This window comes from Streptomyces sp. NPDC111656, from assembly GCF_055656965.1.
The window spans coordinates 64,973-88,037 of sequence record NZ_JBVKCA010000018.1; the positions used below are offsets into that span (position 1 = coordinate 64,973).

Sequence of the window (23,065 nt, forward strand, 5' to 3'; positions counted from 1 at the left end):
GTGCGTCATACCTCCTGCATACCTGACCCGCCGCCGAGGGCACGGTCTCGAGGGGCTGAATTTCGGTCCGCGCGGTGGCGCCACCGCATCGGGTGGCGTTTACTGGCCCGCGTCCCCCGGCGCCCGACCATCGCCATGGGGTGTGGGACAGACCGGCGAAGGGCGTGCGCACAAGGACGTGCGAGGGGGCGAGCTGTGTTGCGGAGCTTGGGACAGAGGCCAGTGACCGGCAGCGACGAAGATCCGAGGGTGGCGGAACTGCGGACCGCCGTCTCCCGGCTGCGCCGTGAACTCGCCACGCATCCGGCCGAGTTCCCCGACCGGGGCATCGCCGAGGACGAGCTCGCCGCGCTCGCCGCGATGGCCCTCAGCGGTATGCCCGAGATACCCCGGCTGCGCCGCTCCCTGCTGCTGATCGCGGGCGCGATCGGCTCGGTCAGCGCGCTGTCGACCGGCCTCGCGGGCGTACGCAGCGCGGTGGAGCTGTTCGGGGAGCCGCCCCGGCGCCCTTGAGGGGGCCGGAGCCTTCTACTGGGTGTGTCTCCATGCTCCGGGGTGTGTCTTTGGAGTGCTCCTCACACCACCCACTGCGGGCGGGCCGCCTCCGCTCCGGCCGCGTTGAGCCCGCGGTCCAGGGCGGTCGTGAGCCGGAGTACGGCCTCCTCGAGCACCTCGGACGGCAGGGTGTAGGGGAAACGCAGCCGGTGTTCATGGGTGCCAGGGTCGGCGCCGAAGCGGGCACCGCCCTCGATGCGCAGGCCCTGGGCCAGGGCCGCTCGGGCCAGCGACGAGGCGATCGGGCGGCCCAGGTCGATCCACAGCGTCAGCCCGCCGGGCGGCAACTGCCAGCGCCAGTCGGGGAGATGACGGGCCAGTGAGTCGGCGAGCGCGCCCCGCTGGGCGCGCAGTCGCGGCAGCCGCTCGCGCAGCACCTCGTCCGTGCGCGCCAGCAGTCCGAGCCCGACCAACTGGTCCAGGACCGAACCACTCTTGTCCGCGGGCACCCGCGCGGTCGCCAGCTCCGTGATCAGGCGGGAACCCGCCCGCACCCAGCCGAGGCGCAGCCCGCCCCAGTGCGTCTTGCTCAACGACCCCACGGTCACGACCTGTTCGCTCATCCCGCGCGGCGCGAGCGAGGCGAACGGCGGGGCTGCGGGCACATCCAGCGCGATGTCCGTCATCGTCTCGTCGATCACCAGCCAAGTGCCGGTCGCGCGCACCGACTCCAGTACGGCCAGGCGCTGTTCAGGCGGCATCAGATGGCCCGTCGGATTGTGGAAGTCGGGGATCAGATACGCGAGCCGGGGCGCCGCCTGCCGCAGTGCGCAGTCGATCAGCCCCGGGTCCCAGCCCTCCGCCGTGACGGGAACGGGAGCGGTGCGCAGTCCGACGCGGCGCATCGCGTCGAGCGCGTTCGGATACGAGGGGTTCTCGACCAGGATCCGGTCACCGGGCCGTCCGAGCAGCCCGAGCGTCAGCGAGAGGGCCTGCTGCGCCCCGTTCGTGATGAGGATCTGGTCCGGCAGCGTCGGCAGCCCGCGCCGGGTGAAGCGCTCGGCGACGGCGGCCCTCAACTCCGGGATCCCGTAGGGGTGAAAGCCGGGTGTCGAGGCCCGCCGGGCCAGCAGGACGCCCGCCTCCGCGAAGGCCGCGGCGAGCTCCGCCTCGGGCGCGCCGGGCGCCGCGATGGCGAGGTCGATCACCCCGTCCTCGGTCGGGAAGGAGGCCACATTGGCCGGGCGGTGGCCGTCGGGCAGTTCGGTCCACGTCCCCGCGCCCCGCCGGCTCCGCGCGAACCCGTCCTCCCGCAGCAGGTCGTACGCCGCCGTCACCGTGGTGCGGCTGACCGTGAGCGCGGAGGCCAGCTCGCGCTCGGCGGGCAGCCGGACGTGCAGCGCGATCCGGCCGTCGAGCAGCAGTCTGCGTACACCTTCGGCCAGCGCGCGATACCCGGGGCGGCCGTCGGCGTGGGGCACGGCGGACAGCAGCGCGGCGAGCTGCCGGCTTCCCAGCGTCCTGTCCATTCCGTGGACCACCGGTCCGTTCACCATGCCAACTCCCTCGCATTGGCCCTGTGGGGCAGGCCAATCAGCGTACAGACTTCGGGGACCAGGGGAAATCGTCCCCCCGCATTGGCCTGGGAAGGGGAGTGGAGTGAGGTCGATCGACACCGGAAACGTCCGCGAGAAGCGGAGCGTGTGCGGCAACGGAGGCGACCACTGCCTCACCGATCGTGCGGAGCGGGAGATGCAGCGGCGCCAGGAGGCACGGATGCCGGGGGTGCCGGTGCTGGTGCCGGTGCGGGAGTGGGTGCGCAGGCTGGCCGCGGGGCGCTTCGCCGCCCGCGCCGGTGGGGGGCTCGGGCTGCCGCGGCCACGCCGGGGTGCGTCCTGATGGCCGCCGCCGGGCAGGTCGTCGTCGGCGTCAGCGGCTCGCTCGCCGGCCTCGCCGCGCTGCGGACCGCCGCCCGCGCCGCCCGCGACAGCGGCCGCGTGCTCGTGGCCGTACACGCGTGGGAGCCGCCCGAGGGCGAGGTCCTCTCCGTCCGCGACCCCGACGGCGCCTGGGCCGCCCGCTGCGCCCGCGAGGCCGCTGCCCGGCTCGACCGCGCCTTCGAGGAGGCCTTCGGAGGTACGCCGCTCGAGGTCACTGTCGTCCGCAGGGTGGTCCGTGCCCGTCCCGACCGGGCGCTGTGCCGACTGGCCGCGCACCCGGACGACCTCCTGGTCCTCGGCGCCCTCGCGGGGGCTCGTAGGGCCGCGGTCCGCCGCCGGGTGTCGGCGCACGCCCGCTGCCCGGTCCTGGCTGAGGCAGGCCATGAGCGCGATCGGGCCGGCCCCGGCGGGCCGGGCCAGGCTCAGGCGGACGAGCCGTTCGGTCGCAGAGTTCTGCCTGGTCGCTGTAGGCAGGCTCTCGGCCGACGCCGTCTGATGGCGTGCTCGCCTCGACTGCGGATCCTGCTGTGCGCCGAGGTTGCCCTGACGTGACTGTGCTGATGCCGACCGGGCTTGCCTGCGTGCAGGGGTGGGCTCCTCCTGGCAGGAGGAGCCCACTTCGGGGGATGTGCCAGGGGTTATTCCGTGCGCAGGCCTTCCGGGCGCATCATCCGCAGCAGCGGCGGCAGGCTGAGCACCGTGACCACGCCGACCACGGCCGCGCCCACGCCGGTCATGGTCAGGACGCTCGCCCAGTCCATGGCCACCGGTGTACGGGTCATCTTCAGCAGCGCCGAGCCGAGGGTGATACCCACCGTTGTGGCCAGTACGAGGCCGAGTCCGACCGGGAGGGCCGTCTGCCACAGTACCGACAGGGTGAGCGTGCGGCGCCGGGTGCCGAAGGCGACCAGCGCGGAGAGCAGCTTCCTGCGCTCGCGCAGCTGCTCCAGCTGGGAGACCAGCAGACTCGCGCCGATCAGTGCCAGCACGAAGGCGGAGCCGACGAACAGGCCGGTGCGGATGGAGGCGTATTTGGCGTCCTCCTGGGTCGCCGACCAGCTGTAGGTGCGTGCCAGGGGGTCGATCCGGGCGACGACGTTGCGTATGTACTCCCGTGAGTCCGGCACCGACGGGTCCAGACGCAGGTAGACACCGTCCGAGAACACCGCGGGCGCGGCCTTGGCGGGCAGGGCGGCGGGGGTGACCAGCAGACCGTTGGCGTCCTGCAGTGAGTCCTTGCGCGCGTCCACCACCCGCACGTTCGCCGGAACGGTCCAGGGCACCTCGAGGCCGCGTTCGGCGCCGTCGTACGACGGGTCGATGTAGAGCTGCCGACCGGGCTTCACCACGGCGATTTCGTCGGCGTTGCTGGGGGAGGTGTAGTGGCTCCTCGTTCGCGTGATGAACACGTCGCCGTCCTTGCAGGAGGGAAGCGTGGCGAGTTCGCGCAGGGCGGTGCAGTTACCCACGGTGAGGCCGTTGCTGTTCTTCGGGTTGCGACGTGCGTCCCCGTACTGCGAGATGGCCGGGGCCACTGCGGCCCGTACCCCCTTGGTGCCGGTGAATTCGCGCTCGACACCGGACAGCGGCTTGCGGTCGCTGAAGTCGACCTGCATCTGGACCCGGCCAGGGTCCTTGCCGGTGGCCTTGGTGTACTGGCTCTGCGTTCCCGTGAACAGCATCTGCAGCGCGATGGCCCCGGCCACCGCGACGGCGATGCCGTTGACCATGCGGGCGGCAGTGCCGCTGCTCAACTGCAGTCGTCGCACGGCCAGCTGCCAGGACAGCGGGCCCTTGCCGAGCCGGACGACGACCGCCTCCACGACCCAGGGCAGCAGCGCGGTGATGCCGATCAGCAGCAGCAGCACGCCGCTGATGACGAGGTACTGGTTGAAGTCGCCGTTCTTGCGGCCCTTGCCGATCATCGGGTAGAGCATCGCGAGGCCGGCCAGCGGCGGCAGCAGCCGCCACCACAGCCGGCGGGGGCGCTGCTTGGCCGCGCGCACGACACCGAGGGGTTCGACGACCACGCCGCGCATCGCGAGCAGCGTGACCAGCACCGCGGCGACCGGTACCGCCACCGCGACCAGCGCGGCAAGCGCGGGAGTGGGATCGAGGTAGCTGGGCCAGACGCTCACGCCCAGCAACTCGCCGGTGCCCAGCTTCTGGCGGCCGAGCAAGAAGAAGCCGGTGCCCACGGCCAGGCCGAGCAGGGCTCCGGCCAGCGCCTCGCCCGCCGCGATCCGCCGGGTCATGTGGCTGTCCGAGCCGACCAGGCGCAGCGCGGCCAGTCGGCGGTCGCGGCGCTCACCGCCGAAGCGGACGGCGGCGGCGATGAACACGGCGACCGGCGTCAGCAGCACCACGAACACGACCAAGACCATGAGCAACAGCACCGGGTCGCTCTTCTCGGGCGTCGCGTCCGGTTTGCCGAACTTGGCCAGCCGCGTCACCCGGGAGGAGTCCGTGAGCTTCAACCCCGAGGCGCCCGCGTAGTAAGCCAGTTCGTGCGAGCCGATCAGCCCGCTCTCGCCGATCGTGCCGGTGATTTTGTACGGCAGGCGCTCCCGCAGCAGTTTCGCGTCGTCCGAGTCCAGCAGGTCCTTGAGCGCGGGGGAGACCACCATCTCGCCCTTACCCGGGAAGCGGTCGACCCCCGGGGGCAGCGGCGCCCGCCTGCCCTCGGGTTCGACGAACCGGCCCTGGACGTTGTCGTCGTGCCAGGTGGTGTCGGCGTCGGCGATCAGGAGAGTGTTGTCGGCCTTGGGCGGGACCTTCTGGGAGTACATGTTGGCGTAGCGGGCGTCCTCCACCTTGCTGCGGGAGGTGAACACGTTGGGCATCGCGGTGCACAACAGGAGCAGGGCCACGCCGAGGCCGACGCCGACCGCTGTCAGCGTCATTCGGCCCCAGCCCTCGCGGCCGCCGGTGACGGCGAACCGGGCTCCCATGGCCAGGTCTCTGGACCACTGGCGCGGACTCATATGGCGCGCTCCATGTCCCGGGACTTGCCGTCGCGTACGACGATCTCGCGGTCGGAGTAGGCGGCCACCCGTGTCTCGTGGGTGACGAGGACGACGGCGGCGTTGGTGGAGCGGGCCGCGTCGGTGAGCAGGTCCATCACGCGCTCGCCGTTGTAGGAGTCGAGCGCGCCGGTCGGTTCGTCGGCGAACAGCAGGCGCGGTCCGGTGACCAGCGCGCGGGCCACGGCGACGCGCTGGCCCTGGCCGCCGGAGACCTCGCCGGGCCGCTTGCCCTTCAGGTCGTCGACCTCCAGGCGTTCCATCCAGCCGAGCGCCGCCCGCTCGGCTTCCTTGCGGGAGGTGCCGTTCAGCCTGAGCGGCAGGGCGACGTTCTCCACGCAGGTCAGTTCCGGCACGAGCTGCCCGAACTGGAACACGAAGCCGAACTCGGAGCGGCGTAAGGCGCTGCGCTGGGCGTTGCTCATCGTCGTCACCTCGCGCCCGTTGTAGGTGATCGACCCGGAGTCGGGCGGCAGGATGCCCGCGAGGCAGTGCAGCAGCGTCGACTTGCCGGAGCCGGAGGGGCCCATGACGGCGACGACTTCGCCGGGGTGGATGGAGAACTCGGCGCCGTCGAGGGCGTGGGTGTGCCCATAGGTCTTGCGCAGATCTTGCGCGGTGAGCAGGGAACCAGGGGGAGAAGTCGTCATCGGGCTACAGCCTCACGGAGTTTGTCGAGTCGGGCGGCGGTCAGCTCCAGCCAGCGCAGGTCCGCCTCCAGGTGAAAGAGGGCGTGGTCGCAGATCAGCTGGTCCGCCAGATCGCCCTTGCGCTTGCGGTCGGTCAGGATGCGCATGCTGCGCAAGTGCTCGGAGCGTTGGGTGTCCAGGATGTCGGCGGCGTCCCGGTGGGTGAGCAGCGCGAGGACGACTTTGGTGTAGAGGGTCGACTGAAGGTGTTCCTCCGGCTTCTCCGGGGTCGCCAGCCACCGCTGTACGTCGGTGATGCCGGCGTCGGTGATCGCGTAGCGCTTGCGCTCGGGGCCGCCGCCCGCCTCGATCCCGTCGACCTCGACGAGACCGTTCTTCAGCAGCCGGGACATCGTCGAGTAGACCTGGCCGTAGTGCAGCGGCCGGTCGTGACCGAACTTCTCGTCGAAGGCCCGCTTGAGGTCGTAGCCGTGTCGCGGGCCGGACTCCAGGAGCCCCAAAAGGGTGTGACCGATGGACATGACCCGCACTCTACACACCGTGTATACGCGATGTGTATACGTGGCATGTATACACCGAGTGTGCAGGTCGTGGCGGGGTGTACGGCAGTGCAGGTGAGGGAGCCGGGAATTCCAATCGGCATGGTTCGGAAACAGGCAGTAACCAGGCATGGCACGCCCCTGGCTGAGGCAACCAGTGCGGGACGACACCGTCGTGAGCGGTCTCGGCTGGATCGAGGCCATGGCCCGGCTGGCGGCGGCCAAACCGCGGACCGCGGTCCCTGGCCATGGCGACATCGACGGAACGCAGGTGCTCGAGGACGTGCTCGGCTACCTGCGGGAGCACGCGATGAGACCTGGGCGCACCGTGACTCGGCGATGGGTCAGGAGACGATCGTCGAGGAGGTCCGAGCGGTGCTGATCGAGCGGCACCCTGAGCGGGCAGCAGGGGAGTGGATCGCCACCGCCGTCGCGTGTCTGTACAGCGAGCGCGCGGCGTACGGGGATTCGGCGGGATCGGGGTACGCCGGTCGGGCAGGAGGTGATCACTCACCCGTCTATCGAGCAGGGGCGCGGCATCGCCACCCGTTACGACAAGACCGCCGAGTCCTACCTGGCCGCCGTCGCCCTCGCATCGCTCCTGATGTGGGCGTGACATTTGAAGACAACTCCTAGCGCGCCGCGAACGCCGTGCCCTGCGCCGGGCCATGGCGCGGGACTTCGCCGAGTTCGCCGCCGGGTGACCCCGGGTGCGCTCCGGTCAGGCCGTCGGGCCCGAGCTCGCCAGTGCCTCCGACAGCTCCGCCGCGACCTGCTGGAGCACGGGCACGATCTTCTCGGTGGCCACGTCCGTGACCCGGCCCGCGGGACCGGAGATCGAGATGGCGGCGGCCGTGGGGGAGTCGGGGACCGAGACGGCGAGGCAGCGCACGCCGATCTCCTGCTCGTTGTCGTCCACCGCGTAACCGAGTCGGCGCACCTCCTCCAGCGCGGCGAGGAAGCCGTCCGGGGTGGTGATCGTCTTGTCCGTCGCGGCGGGCATGCCGGTACGGGCGAGCAGTGCGCGCACCTCGTCCGCCGGGGTGTTCGCGAGCAGGGCCTTGCCCACGCCCGTGGAGTGCGGCAGCACCCGGCGCCCCACCTCGGTGAACATGCGCATCGAGTGCTTGGAGGGCACCTGTGCCACGTACACGATCTCGTCCCCGTCGAGCAGCGCCATGTTCGCGGTCTCGCCGGTCTCCTCGACCAGACGGGCGAGATAGGGGCGCGCCCAGGTGCCGAGCAGCCGGGAGGCGGACTCGCCCAGGCGGATCAGGCGGGGGCCGAGCGCGTAGCGGCGGTTCGACTGCTGACGTACGTAACCGCAGGCCACCAGCGTGCGCATGAGGCGGTGGATGGTGGGCAGCGGCAGCCCGCTGCTCACGGAGAGCTCGCTCAGGCCGACCTCTCCGCCGGCGTCGGCCATGCGCTCGAGCAGGTCGAAGGCGCGCTCGAGGGACTGGACGCCACCGCTCGGGGCGGATGACTTGGCGGCGTCGGTGGTGCTGGCGCTGGACGCAGGCACGGCGCGGTCCTTTCACGGCTGACAGGCAGTGATGCAGCCTACCCGGCTGTTGGTTGACTCCCTGGGGGTCCGTAGCTAAGTTCTGCTTTGCGGAATTCTAATTCCATTCTGTGGAAATATCCAGAGGGGTGCGTTCGGGGGCAGGGTGGAGGGGTGGGCCCTTGACGACGCGAGGGCTTGAGTGAAGACTCCTTCAACAGAACGTTGAATTCCGTTACGTGGAAGTTAACTGCGGCAGCGGGAGTCGACAGCGGCAGAGAGAGGGGTCCGGGTGTCCGACGTCGGATGGGTCGAACTGATGCTGCGCTCGACGCGCGTCATCACTCCCGAAGGGACGCGCGCCGCCACGGTCGCGGTCGCCGCGGGCAAGATCACGGCCGTGCTCGCGTACGACGCCGAGGTGCCGCCCGGCGCCCGCCTGGAGGACTTCGGGGACGACGTCCTCCTGCCGGGTCTGGTCGACACCCACGTGCATGTCAACGACCCTGGCCGCACGGAGTGGGAGGGCTTCTGGACCGCGACGCGCGCCGCCGCGGCCGGTGGCATCACCACCCTGGTCGACATGCCGCTCAACTCCCTCCCGCCGACGACCACGGTCGACCACCTCCGTACGAAGCAGGACGTCGCCCGCTCCAAGGCGCACATCGACGTCGGCTTCTGGGGCGGTGCCCTCCCCGACAACGTCAAGCACCTGCGCCCGCTGCACGACGCGGGAGTCTTCGGCTTCAAGGCCTTCCTGTCGCCGTCCGGCGTGGACGAGTTCCCCGAACTGGACCAGGAACAACTGGCCCGGTCCCTGGCCGAGATCGCCGCGTTCGACGGTCTGCTCATCGTGCACGCCGAGGACCCGCACCACCTCGCCGCCGCCCCTCAGAAGGGCGGACGGAAGTACGCCGACTTCCTGGCCTCGCGCCCGCGCGACGCCGAGGACACCGCCATCGGCAACCTCATCGCGCAGGCCGAACGTCTCCACGCGCGTGTGCACGTGCTGCACCTGTCGTCCTCCGACGCGCTGCCCCTGATCGCCGACGCCAAGCGTGCGGGCGTGCGGATCACGGTGGAGACCTGCCCCCACTACCTGACCCTGACGGCGGAGGAAGTCCCGGACGGGGCGAGCGAGTTCAAGTGCTGCCCGCCCATCCGCGAGGCCGCCAACCAGGACCTGCTGTGGCAGGCGCTGGCCGACGGCACGATCGACTGCGTCGTCACCGACCACTCGCCGTCCACGGCCGACCTGAAGACGGACGACTTCGCGACCGCCTGGGGCGGCATCTCCGGGCTCCAGCTGAGCCTGTCGGCGGTCTGGACGGAGGCCCGTAAGCGCGGTCACAGCCTGGAGGACGTGGTCCGCTGGATGTCCACGCGCACCGCCCGACTGGTGGGCCTGGACTCTCGCAAGGGAGCCATCGCGGTGGGCCGTGACGCCGACTTCGCCGTCCTCGCCCCCGACGAGACCTTCACCGTGGATCCCGCCGCGCTGCAGCACCGCAACCGGGTCACGGCCTACGCCGGCCGCACGCTCAGCGGGGTCGTGAAGTCCACCTGGCTGCGGGGCGAGCGCATCGTGGCCGACGGCGCGTTCGGCGCCCCCGGCGGCGAACTCCTGACGCGTACCCCGTAGTCCTCGAACGCACCCGTACCCGCCCCCGCAGCGGCCGACCTCGAAAGGCAGACCTGATCAACGTGACGGCGATTCCTCACTTCACCGGCGACGCGAACCCCTACGGAGGCGGCGACCCGTACGCGGACCACCGCACCGCCGACTTCCCCTTCACCCAGTACGCCAACCTCGCCGACCGGCAGCTCGGCGCCGGGGTCATCGCCGCCAACGACGAGTTCTTCGCCCAGCGGGAGAACCTCCTGCTGCCCGGGCGGGCCGAGTTCGACCCCGAGCACTTCGGGCACAAGGGCAAGGTCATGGACGGCTGGGAGACGCGGCGGCGCCGCGGCGCCTCGGCCGAGCACCCGTGGCCGACGGCCGAGGACCACGACTGGGCGCTCGTCCGGCTCGGCGCACCCGGTGTCGTACGTGGGGTGGTCGTCGACACGGCCCACTTCCGCGGCAACTACCCCCAGGCGGTGTCGGTCGAGGGCGCCTCGGTGCCCGGATCCCCGTCACCGGAGGAACTCCTCGCGGACGACGTGAAGTGGACGACGCTCGTACCGCGCACGGCGGTCGGCGGCCACGCCGCCAACGGCTTCGCCGTCTCCGTCGAGCAGCGCTTCACCCACCTCCGCGTCAACCAGCACCCCGACGGCGGCATCGCCCGGCTGCGCGCCTACGGCGAGGTCGTGGCCGACCCGGAGTGGCTCTCCGCGCTCGGCACCTTCGACGTTCTCGCCCTGGAGAACGGCGGCCGGGTCGAGGACGCCTCCAACCTCTTCTACTCGCCCGCCACGAACACCATCCAGCCCGGACGCTCCCGCAAGATGGACGACGGCTGGGAGACCCGTCGCCGCCGCGACCAGGGCAACGACTGGATCCGCTACCAGCTGGTCGCCCAGTCCGAGATCCGCGCCCTGGAGATCGACACGGCGTACCTGAAGGGCAACAGCGCCGGCTGGGCTTCGGTGTCGGTCAAGGACGGCGACGACGGCGACTGGACGGAGATCCTTCCCCGTACGCGCCTCCAGCCCGACACCAACCACCGCTTCGTCCTCGCCGCGCCCGTGATCGGGACCCACGCGCGCGTGGACATCTTCCCCGACGGAGGCATCTCCCGCCTGCGTCTGTTCGGCTCCCTCACGGAGGAGGGCGCCACGGCCCTGACGGCCAGGCACCAGGAGCTCGGCGGCTGAGGCCGCGCCACCACGCGGGGCTTCGGCGGGCTGCGATCAGGACTGGTCGTCGGCGGCGTCGCGGGTACGGCTGTCGCGCAGCTGCCGCCAGTGCGTGCGGTACAGCACGTAGTACAGGGCGACCACCACGGCACCCACCTGCAGACCCACGCCGAACTCCAGGAAGGAGTCCTCGCTCGTCAGCCGGTTGGTGAGGTAGGCGAAGTTCATGCCGAAGAAGCCGGTCAGGAACGACAGCGGCAAGAAGACCATCGAGACGATGGTGAGTCTGTTGATCACGACGTTCTGCTGATCGGCGACGAGCGACGCGTAGCTGGTCGCGGCCCGCCGGGCCGCGTCCCGCAGCGCCTCGATCTCCACGAGGACCAGCTGCACGGTGTGCTCGTGCAGCCGGTTCATCGCCTGCCGTTCCTCCGAGAGGTGGTGATCCGCCATCCTGCGGCGCACCAGGATCTCCTGGGCGACCGCGGCGTACGGCAGGAACGCGCGATGCAGACGGGCCGCGCGCCGTCGCAGCTGGGCCAGCCGTTGGACATGCTCCGGCTGCCGCCGCTCGAACATCGCCTCCTCCAGGTCCTCGACCTCCAGATGGGCCTGCGTGACGGCCCGGCGAAAGGTCTCCAGGACCCCTTGCAGAAACAGGAACAGCGTCGTCATCACGTCGGGGGGCGGGTCCTGCGGCAACCGGTCGAGGAAAGCCTCGATCAGTTCGACGGGCCCGTGATGCACCGTGATGAAGCGGCGCTCGTCGGCGAGGACATGGATATGGGTGACCTCGTCTCCGCAGACCACCGGAACGACGCCGATGGCAGTGCCGCCGCGGTACTCGGCCCGGACGTGCTGGTCCGCTCTGCCGAGCCACTCGCCGGCCGCGTCGTCCAGTCCGAGCCGACGGGTGAGCGGCTCCTCGTCGGACGGGGGTTCGACCCCCAGGTCGATGTCCACGATCACGAAGCCGGAGGTCGCCGTGAGGCGCTCCCGGGCCTGTGCCAGACCGGTGCGAGCGACGACGCCCTCCGGCATCGACACCACCGAAACGATCATCGCCCCTCACCGTGGATGGCGTCGTGTGCGCACTGCACCGTCCCTCGGCACACTACCGCCGAAGGCCCCACGAGCAGCTGACCGCGCACGGCGTCGTGTCGGGCTTCGTTAACTCCCGGAAAATTCATCGGACTTGGCGGGAGAAATCCTCCGCCTTGACATTGACATGCCAGGGTCTACGCGCGTCATCCTAGAGTCATGAGATTCCCCCCACGAATCACTCGTATCGGCGCCCTGGTCGCCTTCACGTCCGCGCTGCTCATCGGCGGCACCACCGTGGTCCCCGCCAACGCGGCGGCCACCGCCGTGGGCAGCATCTGCTACAGCAAGCTGCCGTCGCAGGCGTACGACACGCTGGACCTGATCGCGTCCGGCGGTCCCTTCCCGTACTCGCAGGACGGGGTCGTCTTCCAGAACCGGGAGGGTGTCCTGCCCTCGCAGTCCACCGGGTACTACCACGAGTACACCGTCATCACGCCGGGCTCCTCGACGCGTGGCGCCAAGCGCATCGTGACCGGCAAGAAGACGCAGGAGGACTACTACACCTCGGACCACTACGTCACGTTCAAGCTGATCAACTTCGGCTGCTGAGCCGAGGGCTGCGCGTACGGCTGGTTTGATCGCTTCATCTGCTTCATCTGCTTCATCTGGTTCATCTGGTTCAACCGGTTTGCGGATGATCCTCGCCCCGCGGTTCCCCCCCACGTTCATGGGCCGCGGGGCGAGGTACGTCCGGACGAAAGTATGCGGCGCCGCTACTTTGGTCGACGATCGCCGTCGCGGGGGAGGTGCCCGCGGGGCGGACCTCGTAGATTTGGCGACCGTGAGTGGTGACAATCCGGTGCCGACGGCACCCGTTCTGCCCGGGCGGCGCTGGCTGCTGCCGTCGGCCGTGGTCGCGGAGCTCGACCCCGAGCGGACGGGGCGGGGCGGACGGCCCCGGCGTACCGCGCGTGACTGGATGGTCGACTTCGGCTGCTTCGTGCCGGCCGTCGTCATCGGGGCGATGGCCGCGCACACGCTGACCCGCGACCCGGACACCCCGCACGCCCTCGCCGTCGTCGACCAGTGGATCGGCGGACTCGCCTGCCTCGCCGTCTGGTCGCGCCGCCGTTGGCCGCTGGGGCTGGCCGTGGCGATGGTCCCCGTCGGACTGCTCTCGACCACCTCGGGCGGCGCAGGTCTGGTCGCCCTCTTCACGCTCGCCGTGCACCGGCCCCTCAAGTACGTGGGCTGGGTCGCCGGTGTCCAGCTCGCCCTGCTTCCGGTCTACTTCTGGCTGCGCCCCGATCCCGATCTGTCCTACGCCGCCGCCATCGCCATCACCGCGCTGCTGACCCTGGCGGTCGTCGGCTGGGGCATGTTCGTACGGTCCAAGCGGCAGCTCATGCTGAGTCTGCGGGACCGGGCACGGCGGGCCGAGACGGAGGCCGCGCTGCGGGCCGAACAGGCGCAGCGGTTGGCGCGCGAGGCGATCGCGCGCGAGATGCACGATGTGCTCGCGCACCGGCTGACGTTGTTGAGCGTGCACGCGGGAGCGTTGGAGTTCCGTCCGGACGCGCCTCGCGAGGATGTCGCGCGGGCCGCCGGGGTGATCCGGGAGAGCGCGCACGAGGCCCTGCAGGATCTGAGGGAGATCATCGGGGTGCTGCGGGCGGGTGACTCCGACGACGCGGGGCGGCCGCAGCCGACGCTCGGCGCGTTGGACGCGCTGGTCTCCGAGTCGCGTGAGGCGGGGATGAAGGTGGCCCTCGATCTGCGGGTCGCCGATGCCGCGGCTGTGCCCGCCTCTGTCGGGCGGACCGTGTATCGCATCGCCCAGGAAGGGCTGACGAACGCTCGTAAGCACGCTCCGGGGGCGGAGGTCACGGTGGATGTCTCGGGGGCCCCGGGTGACGGCGTGAGTGTGTCCGTGCGCAACCCCGCTCCTCCGGGGGAGGTGCCGCATGTGCCGGGTTCGGGGCAGGGGCTGATCGGGCTGACCGAGCGGGCCACTTTGGCCGGGGGGCGTCTGGAGCACGGGTCCGACGGGGGTGGGGGCTTCTTGGTGCGGGCGTGGCTGCCGTGGGGTGGGTGAGCGTGGGGGTGCGCCCGCGGTTGCGCCCGCGGTCGTGGGGTGCGCTCGCGGTCGTGGGTGGGTCGGGGCCGTGGCGGTGCGTCGAGCCCGTCGCCGCTGGATCAGACGTGGGCCGGGCAAGGGAGCCGCTGCTCGATCCGAACGTGAGCGACGGGCTTGCGACGTACCGCCACGGCCCCTTGCGTTGCATCGCGGCTGCGGGTGTGTCAGGGCTTGCGGGGGATTACTCGGTGGCCTGCGGTGCCGTATACCCAGCTCGCTGTTTCGTCGATGAAGTCTGTCGGGAAGCCTGTGCGGAAGGCGGTGGCCTCCTCCAGGCCGGTCAGTACGTGGTCGGGGAGGGTGAGTTCGCTTGCGCCCAGGTTGTCGGCGAGCTGGGTGACGTGGCGGGCGCCGATGATGGGGTGGACGGTGGGGGAGTGGGCCATGGTCCAGGCGATGGCCACCTGCGCCGGGGAGGCGCCGAGTTCGTCGGCCGCCGACTGGACCGCTTCGGCCACCGTCCGTTCGAGTTCCCCGATCGCCTCGGGGGAGAGGCGGGTCGCCGTGCCGGGGGCCACGCCGCCCGGACGTGTGTACTTGCCCGACAGGACGCCGTTGTGCAGCGGGCTCCAGGCGGCCACCGACATGCCGAGGGTCTCCGCCATCGGGAGGAGCTCGCGCTCCGCGTCGCGGCTGAGCAGGCTGTAGGGCACCTGGAGTGCGGCGAAGGGTGACCAACCCCGCCACTCGGCAAGGGTGTTGGCCCGCGAGACCACCCAGGCGGGCGCGTCCGAGATACCCACGTACAGGACCTTGCCGGACCGTACGGCGTCGTCCAGGGCGCGCATGGTCTCCTCGACCGGTGTGTTCCGGTCCCAGATGTGCACCCAGTAGACGTCGATGTAGTCCGTGTCGAGGCGCCGCAGGCTCGTCTCCAGGGAGAGGGCGAGGTTCTTGCGGTGGTTCCCGGCGGCGTTCGGGTCGGTGCCGTCACGGGAGACGGTGTACTTGGTGGAGAGGACGAAACGGTCGCGTCGGCCTCTGAGTAACTCCCCCACGATCTCCTCGCTGGCGCCGCCGCGGTAGTTGACGGCCGTGTCCACCACGTTGCCGCCCGCCTCCGCGTACGTGTCGAGGATCCGCGCGCACTCCTCCTTCGGCGCTCCCACCCCTCCCTGCTCCCCGAACGTCATGGCACCGAGGAACAGCTCCGAGACGCGCAGGCCGGTCCTGCCCAAGAGCCGATAGCGCACTGAACTCCTCACTCCTGGGAGAGACCCCGTCGAGACTGTCCTGGCGGCCGACGGTAGTCGTTCGCCGCGGTCGAAGCGTGGGTAATGCCCCGGCGGGCACCTACGGTAGGCACCATGAATGCGATCCGGCTGCTTCTCGTCGACGACGATCCGCTGGTCAGGGCCGGCCTGTCCTTCATGATGGGCGGCGCCGACGACATCGAGATCGTCGGCGAGGCCGCGGACGGCGGCGAGGTCGAGGCGCTCGTCGACCGCACCCGCCCGGACGTCGTCCTGATGGACATCCGGATGCCGGTGATCGACGGCCTCACGGCCACCGAACGGCTGCGGGGGCGCGAGGACGCGCCGCAGGTCGTGGTCCTCACCACGTTTCACGCCGACGACCAGGTGCTGCGGGCGCTGCGCGCGGGTGCCGCCGGGTTCGTCCTCAAGGACACGCCGCCCATGCAGATCCTCGACGCGGTACGCCGGGTCGCGGCCGGTGATCCCGTGCTCTCGCCCGCCGTCACCCGCCAGTTGATGGAGCACGCGGCCGGTGGGGCGCCGGGCGGGCGGCGTACCGGCGCCCGGGACCGGATGGGCACGCTCAACGACCGTGAACGCGAGGTCGCCGTGGCTGTCGGCCGGGGCTCCTCCAACGCCGAGATCGCCGCCGAGCTGTACATGAGCGTCGCCACCGTCAAGACCCATGTCTCGCGGATCCTCGCCAAGCTCGGCCTCAACAACCGTGTGCAGATCGCCCTGTTGACGTACGACGCGGGACTTCTGGAGGGAGACGACGGGCACTGAGCATGAGGCCCGCACGTGGGAAGGACGACGGGACTGATCGCCGACCCGCCGGAGCACACCCGGCTGCGCTCCCTCGTCACGGGCGCGTTCACCATGCGGCGGGTGGAGGCGCTGCACCCGCGCGTCCAGCAGATCACCGACGAACTGGTGGACGAGATGATGCCGAAGGGGGGGCGCCGACCTCGTCGACTCGTTCGCCTGCCCGCTGCCGATCACCGTCATCTGCGAGTTGCTCGGCGTCCCGGACGCTGATCGAGGACAAGCGGTGCACGGCAGTTGCGCGGGATGGCGTTCATCCTGCTGGTCGCGGGCCACGAGACCACGGTCAACTTGATCACGAGCGGTGTGCACGCCCTGCTCACCCACCCCGACCAGCTCGCCGCGCGCGGGCCGACATGACGCTCCTCGACGGCGCGGTGGAGGAGGCGCTGCGCTTCGAGGGACCGGTCGAGACGGCGACGTACCGCCATGCGGCGGAGCCGTGCCTGGGTGCGCCGCCGGCCCGTCTCGAAGCCCGGGTCGCGCTGCGCTCCCTGCTGGACAGATGCCCGGATCTCGCGTCGGCCGGGCCCCCTGGTGACCGGCTCTCCGGCATGCTGATGCGCGGTCTGCCGGTGCGCTGGTGAGTGGTGGTGCGTGGGGATGAATGGGGTGAGTGAAGGGGGGACGGTGGTGCGGGCTCGGGTGGGGAGCGGCACCGACGTGATCGCTCAGTCCCGTCTGCCGGGGATCTCCGCCAGATACACCGGGCGTCTCTCCAGCCGCGACAGCTCGCAGGCCTCGGCGATGCGCAGTGCGTGCAGGGCCTCCTGCCCGTCGCAGGGGTTGGCGCGTTCGCCGCGCACGACGTCGACGAAGGCGGCGAGCTCGGCCTCGTAGGCAGGGCCGAAGCGCTCCAGGAAACCGGTCCACGGCTTGTCGGCGGCCGGTGGTCCGGCCGGTTCGGTGGAGGCGATCGGCGTACGGTCGTCCAGGCCGACGCCGATCTGGTCCAGCTCGCCGGCCAGCTCCATGCGTACGTCGTAGCCCGCGCCGTTCAGCCGGGTCGCGGTCGCCGTGGCGAGCGTGCCGTCGTCCAGGGTGAGGACGGCGGCGGCCGTGTCGATGTCATGCGCCTCACGGAACATCGAGGGCCCGGCGTCGGAACCCATCGCGTACACCTCGACGACCTCGCGGCCGGTGATCCAGCGCAGCATGTCGAAGTCATGGACGAGGCAGTCGCGGTACATGCCGCCGGAGATCGGGAGGTACGCGGCCGGGGGCGGCGACTGGTCGGAGGTCATCGCGCGGATCGTGTGCAGCCGTCCGAGCCGTCCCGAGCGCACCGCCTCGCGCGCGGTCGCGTAGCCCGTGTCGAAGCGGCGCTGGAAACCCAGCTGCAGGACCGTGCCGGCCGCGTCGACCTCGGCGAGCGCGGACAGCGTGCCGGGCAGATCGACGGCGATGGGCTTCTCGCAGAACACCGGGAGCCCCATGCGTGCCGCCCTACCGATCAGTTCGCCGTGCGCCGAGGTGGCCGCCGTGATCACCACGGCGTCCACACCCCAGGTGAAGATCTCGTCCACGCTGGGGGCCGCCGTGGCGCCCAACCGGTCCGCGACCATCTGTGCCCTCACCGAGTCCGCATCCGTGACGATGAGGGAGCCGACCTCACGGTGGCGGTTGAGAACGGTCGCGTGAAATGTGCCGATGCGACCCGTTCCGATCAATCCGATGCGCATGGGAACAAAGTGAGGGCCTACCAGGCACGCTGTCAATGCTTTGTCCGGACAATCGAACTACACAACTTCCCGTCAACATCTCCCGGAGCTACGCTCGGCCCGTGCCGAAAACAGAAGAGGATCCGACCGTGTCGCTCCAGCTCAGCGTCGACCGCAGCAGTCCGGTCCCGCTGTACTTCCAGTTGTCCCAACAGCTGGAGGCAGCGATCGAGCACGGGACCCTGACCCCGGGCAGCCTTCTCGGCAACGAGATCGAGCTCGCGGGGCGCCTCGGGCTGTCCCGTCCCACGGTCCGCCAGGCCATCCAGTCCCTCGTCGACAAGGGTCTGCTGGTGCGCCGCCGTGGTGTCGGCACCCAGGTCGTGCACAGCCAGGTCAAGCGGCCCCTGGAGCTCAGCAGTCTGTACGACGACCTGGAGGCGGCCGGGCAGCGCCCCGCGACCCGGGTGCTCGTCAACACCGTCGTACCGGCGTCAGCCGAGGTCGCGGCCGCTCTGGGCGTGGCCGAGGGCAGTGATGTGCACCGGGTGGAGCGGCTGCGGCTCGCCCACGGGGAGCCGATGGCGTACCTCTGCAACTATCTGCCCCCGGAGCTGCTGGAGCTGGACAGCGAGCAGATGGAGGCCACCGGTCTGTACCGGCTGATGCGGGCCGCGGGCATCACGCTGCACAGCGCCCGCCAGTCCGTCGGCGCCCGCGCGGCCACCGCGGAGGAGGGGGAGCGGCTCGGTGAGCCCGAGGGGGCACCGCTGCTCACCATGCAGCGCACCACCTTCGACGACACCGGACGCGCGGTGGAGTTCGGCAGCCACATGTACCGTGCCTCGCGCTACTCCTTCGAATTCCAGCTCCTCGTACGGCCGTGAAGCCGTCGTGAAGGGGTGGTGAATCGGCTTCGGCGAGGCCGAATTTGAATCGTAAGAATGTTCTAAAAAGTCCATTGACTGGTGTGCGGTCGCAAAGCTAGAACTCCCCTCAGCCGCAAAGGTGCGGCGGAAAAGAGGGTGTTCCGACCATGCGTACAGCCCGAACGGCAGCGGCGGTGATCGCCGTGATCGCGCTCGCGGCCGGCTGCAGCAACTCCGGTGGCAAGGACTCCGAGACCAAGGCGAGCGCCGGCGGGAGCGGCGGCAAGGCCGCGAGTACGCCCCGTCTGAAGATCGCGATGGTGACGCACTCCGGCGAGGGCGACACCTTCTGGGACATCGTGCAGAGCGGTGCCAAGCAGGCGGCGAGCAAGGACAACGTCGACTTCCTGTACTCGAACGACAAGGAAGCGGGCGGGCAGGCCCAGCTCGTTCAGGCCGCCATCGACAAGAAGGTCGACGGCATCGTCGTCACCCTGGCCAAGCCCGATGCCATGAAGGACGTCCTCGCCAAGGCCGAGCAGGCGGGCATCCCGGTCGTCACGATCAACTCCGGTGCCGAGTTCTCCCAGCAGTTCGGGGCGCTCGCGCACTTCGGCCAGGACGAGTCGGTCGCCGGTGAGGCCGTCGGCGAGGAGCTGAACAACCGGGGCCTGAAGAAGGCCGTCTGCGTCATCCACGAGCAGGGCAACGTCTCGCTGGAGCAGCGCTGCGCGGGTGTGAAGAAGACCTTCAAGGGCACGGTCGAGAACCTCAATGTCGACGGCACCAACGCCCCCGCCAGCCAGTCCTCCGTCGAGGCGAAGCTCCAGGCGACCAAGGGCATCGACGCCGTCGTCACCCTGGGCGCTCCGATCGCCGCCGTCGCGGTGAAGGCCAAGGCCGACGCGGGCAGCAAGGCGGAGATAGACACCTTCGACCTGAACGCCGAGGTGGTCAAGCGCCTTCAGGCCAAGGAGGTCGGCTTCGCGGTCGACCAGCAGCCCTACCTCCAGGGCTACGAGGCCATCGACATGCTGTGGCTCTACAAGACCAACGGCGACATCCTCGGCGGCGGCAAGACGGTCCTGACCGGCCCGGCCATCATCACCGAGAAGGACGCCTCGACCCTCGAGAAGTACACCGCGCGCGGGACCCGCTGATGGGGTGCACGATCCCAGTGTTCGATACTTGGGCGTTTGGGGCCGACGAGATGTCGGCCCCCGGGGCCTGCGGAACGGCCCGCCGGGCCGCTTCGCAGGCCCCGGCGCACCAAAGAACACAGCAAGAAGGGCACGGCCTCGTGGCACGGACTCGGACCTGGGTAAGCATCGCGCTCGCAGGGGCGCTGGGGGTGTCCCTCGCGGGATGCAGCAGCACCGGCGGGAAGCGGGCCGAGGATGCCCGTAAGGCGGCGGCGGCCCAGGGCAGGGCCGCGGTGAACACGCCCAAGTGGACCTTCGCGATGATCACCCATTCGGGCGATGGCGACACGTTCTGGGACATCGTGCAGAACGGCGCCAAGCAGGCCGCGGTCAAGGACAACATCAACTTCCTGTACTCGCACAACGCCGAGGCGCAGCAGCAGGCGCAGCTCGTCGACGCCGCCGTGGACAAGCAGGTCGACGGCATCATCGTCACGCTGGCCAAGCCGGACGCGATGAAGGCCGCCGTCGCGCGCGCCGAGAAGGCCGGCATTCCCGTGATCACGGTGAACTCCGGCTCCGAGCAGTCCAAGGCGTTCGGCGCACTCGCCCACATCGGGCAGGACGAGACGATCGCCGGTGAGGCGGTCGGCGAGGAGCTGAACAAGCGGGGCCGCAAGAAGGCCCTGTGCATCCTGCACGAGCAGGGCAACGTCGGCCACGAGCAGCGCTGCGCGGGTGTGAAGAACACCTTCCACGGCACCGTGCAGAACCTCTACGTCCAGGGCACCAGCATGCCGGACGTGCAGTCCTCCATCGGCGCCAAGCTGCAGGCCGACAAGTCCATCGACACGGTCGTCACGCTCGGCGCCCCGTACGCGGACACCGCCGTGAAGGCGAAGGCCGACGCGGGCAGCAAGGCCGAGATCGACACCTTCGACCTGAACGCGAAGGTGGCCTCGGAACTCAAGGACGGCACCCTCGGCTTCGCGGTCGACCAGCAGCCCTACCTCCAGGGGTACGAGGCCGTGGACCTGCTGTGGCTCTACAAGTACAACGCCGATGTCCTCGGCGGCGGCAAGCCGGTCCTCACCGGCCCGCAGATCATCACCAAGGATCAGGCCGCCGCGCTCGAGGAGTACACCAAGCGGGGGACCCGATGAGCGCCACTGCGCCTGCACCCGCGCCGTCGCCCGACACCAAGGTCGACGAGCGCCTCCTGAAGACCTCGCCCCTGCGCAGACTCATGGGCCGGCCCGAGCTCGGCTCCGTGGTCGGCGCGATCGCGGTCTTCCTCTTCTTCGCGATCTTCGCCGACAGCTTCGTACGGGCCGCGAGCCTCAGCACGGTGCTGTACGCCTCCTCGACGATCGGCATCATGGCCGTACCGGTCGCGCTGCTGATGATCGGCGGCGAGTTCGACCTCTCCGCGGGCGTCATGGTGACCAGCTCCGCGCTGATCTCCTCGATGTTCAGCTACCAGATGACCGCGAACGTCTGGGTCGGCGTCCTCGTCTCGCTGGTCGTCACGCTGGCGATCGGCGTCTTCAACGGCGTCATGCTGACCCGCACGGACCCGCCGAGCTTCATCATCACGCTCGGCACCTTCCTGATGCTGACCGGCATGAACCTCGGCTTCACCAAGCTGATCAGCGGCACGGTGTCCACGAAGTCGATCTCCGACATGCAGGGCTTCTCCTCGGCCAGGGACGTCTTCGCCTCGACGTTCACCATCGGCGGCGTCGACTTCAAGATCACCATCCTGTGGTGGCTTGCCCTGGTCGTCGTCGCCACCTGGATCCTGCTGCGCACCCGCTTCGGCAACTGGATCTACGCCGTAGGCGGAGGCGAGGACGCGGCCCGCGCGGTCGGCGTCCCGGTCAACAAGACGAAGATCGGCCTCTACATGGGCGTCGCCTTCGGCGCCTGGATCTCCGGACAGCACCTGCTGTTCTCGTTCGACGTCGTGCAGTCCGGCGAGGGCGTCGGCAACGAGCTGATCTACATCATCGCGGCCGTCATCGGCGGCTGTCTGATCACCGGCGGCTACGGCTCCGCGGTCGGCGCGGCGGTCGGCGCGCTGATCTTCGGCATGGTGAGCAAGGGCATCGTGTTCGCCGAGTGGAACCCGGACTGGTTCAAGTTCTTCCTGGGAGTGATGCTGCTCCTGGCGACCCTGCTCAACCACTGGGTCCGCAAGCGCGCGGAGGCGACGGCATGACGACGGACGGCGACGGCATGACGACGGACGCGGGAAAGACGACCGGCGCGGGAAAGACGACCGGCGCGGCCGCCACGGAACGCACGGCGCTCGTCGAACTCGACGACGTCAGCAAGTACTACGGCAACATCCGCGCCCTCGAAGGCGTCTCGCTGGTGGTGCACGCGGGGGAGATCTCGTGCGTGCTCGGCGACAACGGCGCGGGCAAGTCCACACTGATCAAGATCATCGCGGGCCTGCACCAGCACGACGCGGGCACCCTGAGCATCGAGGGCGAGGAGACCCGGCTCACCTCCCCGCGCGAGGCCCTGGACCGGGGCATCGCCACCGTCTACCAGGACCTCGCCGTGGTCCCGCTGATGCCGGTGTGGCGGAACTTCTTCCTCGGCTCCGAGCTGTCGAGGGGCACGGGCCCCTTCAAGCGCATGGACGTCGACCGCATGCGCAGGACCACTCACGCGGAGCTGCTGCGCATGGGCATCGACCTGCGTGACGTCGACCAGCCCATCGGCACCCTCTCCGGCGGTGAGCGCCAGTGCGTGGCGATCGCCCGCGCCGTCCACTTCGGCGCCAAGGTCCTCGTCCTCGACGAGCCCACCGCCGCGCTCGGTGTGAAGCAGTCCGGCGTGGTCCTCAAGTACGTGGCCGCCGCGCGGGACGCCGGCCTCGGCGTGGTTCTCATCACGCACAACCCGCACCACGCGTACCTGGTGGGCGACCGTTTCGTCCTCCTGAAGCGCGGCGCCATGTTCGGCAGTCACACCCGTGAGGAGATCACCCTCGACGAGCTGACCCGCCAGATGGCGGGCGGCAGCGAGCTGGACGACCTCCGCCACGAGCTGGAGCGGAGCGTCTCTTAGGGAGCGCCTTTCAAGGGGCGCCTTTCTAGGGGCGCGGGGAACTGTGCGACCTGCCACATACGGCCCGCGGTTCACGTACGGCCCAAGGCTCTCCGGGGCGCTCCGACGGGGCGCCCCGGAGAGCTCGGGGGGACTCCGCCATGCGCCCCCCTGTCGT

Annotated in this window: 21 protein-coding genes and 1 pseudogene; 14 read left to right on the forward strand and 8 right to left on the reverse strand. The window is 70.3% G+C overall.

Going from position 1 to position 23,065, the window contains the following annotated elements; translation table 11 throughout:
- The first annotated feature begins 195 nt into the window (after positions 1-195).
- Complete coding sequence (locus tag ACZ7M3_RS39305) at positions 196-513, forward strand: DUF5955 family protein (protein ID WP_054237073.1); 318 nt, start codon at positions 196-198, stop codon at positions 511-513.
- A 62-nt stretch (positions 514-575) separates the two neighbouring features.
- On the opposite strand, the gene yczR is transcribed toward ACZ7M3_RS39305, so the two are convergent.
- Positions 576-2,051, reverse strand: coding sequence for a MocR-like transcription factor YczR (yczR, locus tag ACZ7M3_RS39310; RefSeq protein WP_472070035.1), 1,476 nt, complete (start codon positions 2,049-2,051; stop codon positions 576-578).
- Between the two features lie 103 nt (positions 2,052-2,154).
- Here yczR and ACZ7M3_RS39315 point away from each other — a divergent pair, with 103 nt between their 5' ends.
- The gene (locus ACZ7M3_RS39315) at positions 2,155-2,394 is read left to right on the forward strand and encodes a hypothetical protein (RefSeq protein WP_472070037.1); all 240 of its coding nucleotides are present in this window, start codon (positions 2,155-2,157) and stop codon (positions 2,392-2,394) included.
- Positions 2,394-2,987, forward strand: coding sequence for a universal stress protein (locus ACZ7M3_RS39320; protein ID WP_472070039.1), 594 nt, complete (start codon positions 2,394-2,396; stop codon positions 2,985-2,987). Before ACZ7M3_RS39315 ends, ACZ7M3_RS39320 begins: the two co-directional genes overlap by 1 nt.
- 86 nt (positions 2,988-3,073) lie before the next feature.
- Here the strand turns inward: ACZ7M3_RS39320 and ACZ7M3_RS39325 are convergent, their stop codons facing one another.
- The 4 genes from ACZ7M3_RS39325 to ACZ7M3_RS39340 form a co-directional block, all read right to left on the reverse strand.
- Positions 3,074-5,419 carry an ABC transporter permease gene (locus ACZ7M3_RS39325; protein ID WP_472070041.1) on the reverse strand — a complete coding sequence of 782 codons (2,346 nt, stop codon included), beginning with the start codon at positions 5,417-5,419 and terminating at the stop codon, positions 3,074-3,076.
- Positions 5,416-6,108, reverse strand: a complete 693-nt coding sequence (locus ACZ7M3_RS39330; RefSeq protein ID WP_452969420.1) for an ABC transporter ATP-binding protein — start codon at positions 6,106-6,108, stop codon at positions 5,416-5,418. The genes ACZ7M3_RS39325 and ACZ7M3_RS39330 overlap by 4 nt, the downstream gene beginning before the upstream one ends.
- Positions 6,105-6,629, reverse strand: a complete 525-nt coding sequence (locus ACZ7M3_RS39335; RefSeq protein WP_472070043.1) for a PadR family transcriptional regulator — start codon at positions 6,627-6,629, stop codon at positions 6,105-6,107. The genes ACZ7M3_RS39330 and ACZ7M3_RS39335 overlap by 4 nt, the downstream gene beginning before the upstream one ends.
- Positions 6,630-7,368: 739 nt before the next feature.
- The gene (locus tag ACZ7M3_RS39340; protein ID WP_472070045.1) at positions 7,369-8,172 is read right to left on the reverse strand and encodes an IclR family transcriptional regulator; all 804 of its coding nucleotides are present in this window, start codon (positions 8,170-8,172) and stop codon (positions 7,369-7,371) included.
- Positions 8,173-8,470: 298 nt separating this feature from the next.
- On the opposite strand from ACZ7M3_RS39340, the gene allB reads away from it, so the two are divergent.
- Both allB and alc read left to right on the forward strand, forming a co-directional pair.
- Complete coding sequence (gene allB, locus ACZ7M3_RS39345) at positions 8,471-9,793, forward strand: allantoinase AllB (RefSeq protein ID WP_095857671.1); 1,323 nt, start codon at positions 8,471-8,473, stop codon at positions 9,791-9,793.
- Positions 9,794-9,855: 62 nt separating this feature from the next.
- Positions 9,856-10,971: an allantoicase gene (gene alc, locus ACZ7M3_RS39350; protein WP_351306703.1), complete on the forward strand. Its 1,116-nt coding sequence runs from the start codon at positions 9,856-9,858 to the stop codon at positions 10,969-10,971.
- Between the two features lie 36 nt (positions 10,972-11,007).
- Here the strand turns inward: alc and ACZ7M3_RS39355 are convergent, their stop codons facing one another.
- Positions 11,008-12,015 (reverse strand): magnesium transporter CorA family protein, encoded by a 1,008-nt coding sequence (locus ACZ7M3_RS39355; RefSeq protein WP_472070047.1) that lies wholly within the window; start codon positions 12,013-12,015, stop codon positions 11,008-11,010.
- A gap of 198 nt (positions 12,016-12,213) precedes the next feature.
- Here ACZ7M3_RS39355 and ACZ7M3_RS39360 point away from each other — a divergent pair, with 198 nt between their 5' ends.
- Entirely contained in the window at positions 12,214-12,606 is a 393-nt protein-coding gene (locus ACZ7M3_RS39360) for a guanyl-specific ribonuclease (RefSeq protein WP_067384179.1), read from the forward strand.
- Positions 12,607-12,829: 223 nt separating this feature from the next.
- Positions 12,830-14,092, forward strand: a complete 1,263-nt coding sequence (locus ACZ7M3_RS39365) for a sensor histidine kinase (protein ID WP_472070049.1) — start codon at positions 12,830-12,832, stop codon at positions 14,090-14,092.
- A 206-nt stretch (positions 14,093-14,298) separates the two neighbouring features.
- Here the strand turns inward: ACZ7M3_RS39365 and ACZ7M3_RS39370 are convergent, their stop codons facing one another.
- Entirely contained in the window at positions 14,299-15,327 is a 1,029-nt protein-coding gene (locus ACZ7M3_RS39370) for an aldo/keto reductase (protein WP_472070051.1), read from the reverse strand.
- Between the two features lie 114 nt (positions 15,328-15,441).
- Between ACZ7M3_RS39370 and ACZ7M3_RS39375 the strand changes: the two genes are divergently transcribed.
- Both ACZ7M3_RS39375 and ACZ7M3_RS39380 read left to right on the forward strand, forming a co-directional pair.
- On the forward strand, positions 15,442-16,116 hold the full coding sequence (locus tag ACZ7M3_RS39375; RefSeq protein WP_472070053.1) for a response regulator: 675 nt from the start codon (positions 15,442-15,444) through the stop codon (positions 16,114-16,116).
- A 33-nt stretch (positions 16,117-16,149) separates the two neighbouring features.
- Positions 16,150-16,742: pseudogene (locus ACZ7M3_RS39380) on the forward strand (cytochrome P450 family protein); the annotation flags it as partial.
- 84 nt (positions 16,743-16,826) lie between these two features.
- Here ACZ7M3_RS39380 and ACZ7M3_RS39385 read toward each other — a convergent pair.
- Entirely contained in the window at positions 16,827-17,837 is a 1,011-nt protein-coding gene (locus tag ACZ7M3_RS39385; RefSeq protein ID WP_472070054.1) for a Gfo/Idh/MocA family protein, read from the reverse strand.
- 128 nt (positions 17,838-17,965) lie between these two features.
- Between ACZ7M3_RS39385 and ACZ7M3_RS39390 the strand changes: the two genes are divergently transcribed.
- The 5 genes from ACZ7M3_RS39390 to ACZ7M3_RS39410 all read left to right on the forward strand — a co-directional run bounded on the left by ACZ7M3_RS39390 (position 17,966) and on the right by ACZ7M3_RS39410 (position 22,908).
- Entirely contained in the window at positions 17,966-18,703 is a 738-nt protein-coding gene (locus ACZ7M3_RS39390) for a GntR family transcriptional regulator (protein WP_060898451.1), read from the forward strand.
- A 149-nt stretch (positions 18,704-18,852) separates the two neighbouring features.
- Entirely contained in the window at positions 18,853-19,845 is a 993-nt protein-coding gene (locus ACZ7M3_RS39395; protein ID WP_472070055.1) for a sugar ABC transporter substrate-binding protein, read from the forward strand.
- 140 nt (positions 19,846-19,985) lie between these two features.
- Entirely contained in the window at positions 19,986-20,990 is a 1,005-nt protein-coding gene (locus ACZ7M3_RS39400; RefSeq protein WP_099919940.1) for a sugar ABC transporter substrate-binding protein, read from the forward strand.
- Positions 20,987-22,048: an ABC transporter permease gene (locus ACZ7M3_RS39405; RefSeq protein WP_095851796.1), complete on the forward strand. Its 1,062-nt coding sequence runs from the start codon at positions 20,987-20,989 to the stop codon at positions 22,046-22,048. The genes ACZ7M3_RS39400 and ACZ7M3_RS39405 overlap by 4 nt, the downstream gene beginning before the upstream one ends.
- Positions 22,049-22,065: 17 nt before the next feature.
- Entirely contained in the window at positions 22,066-22,908 is an 843-nt protein-coding gene (locus ACZ7M3_RS39410; RefSeq protein ID WP_472070269.1) for an ATP-binding cassette domain-containing protein, read from the forward strand.
- Positions 22,909-23,065: the final 157 nt, after the last annotated feature.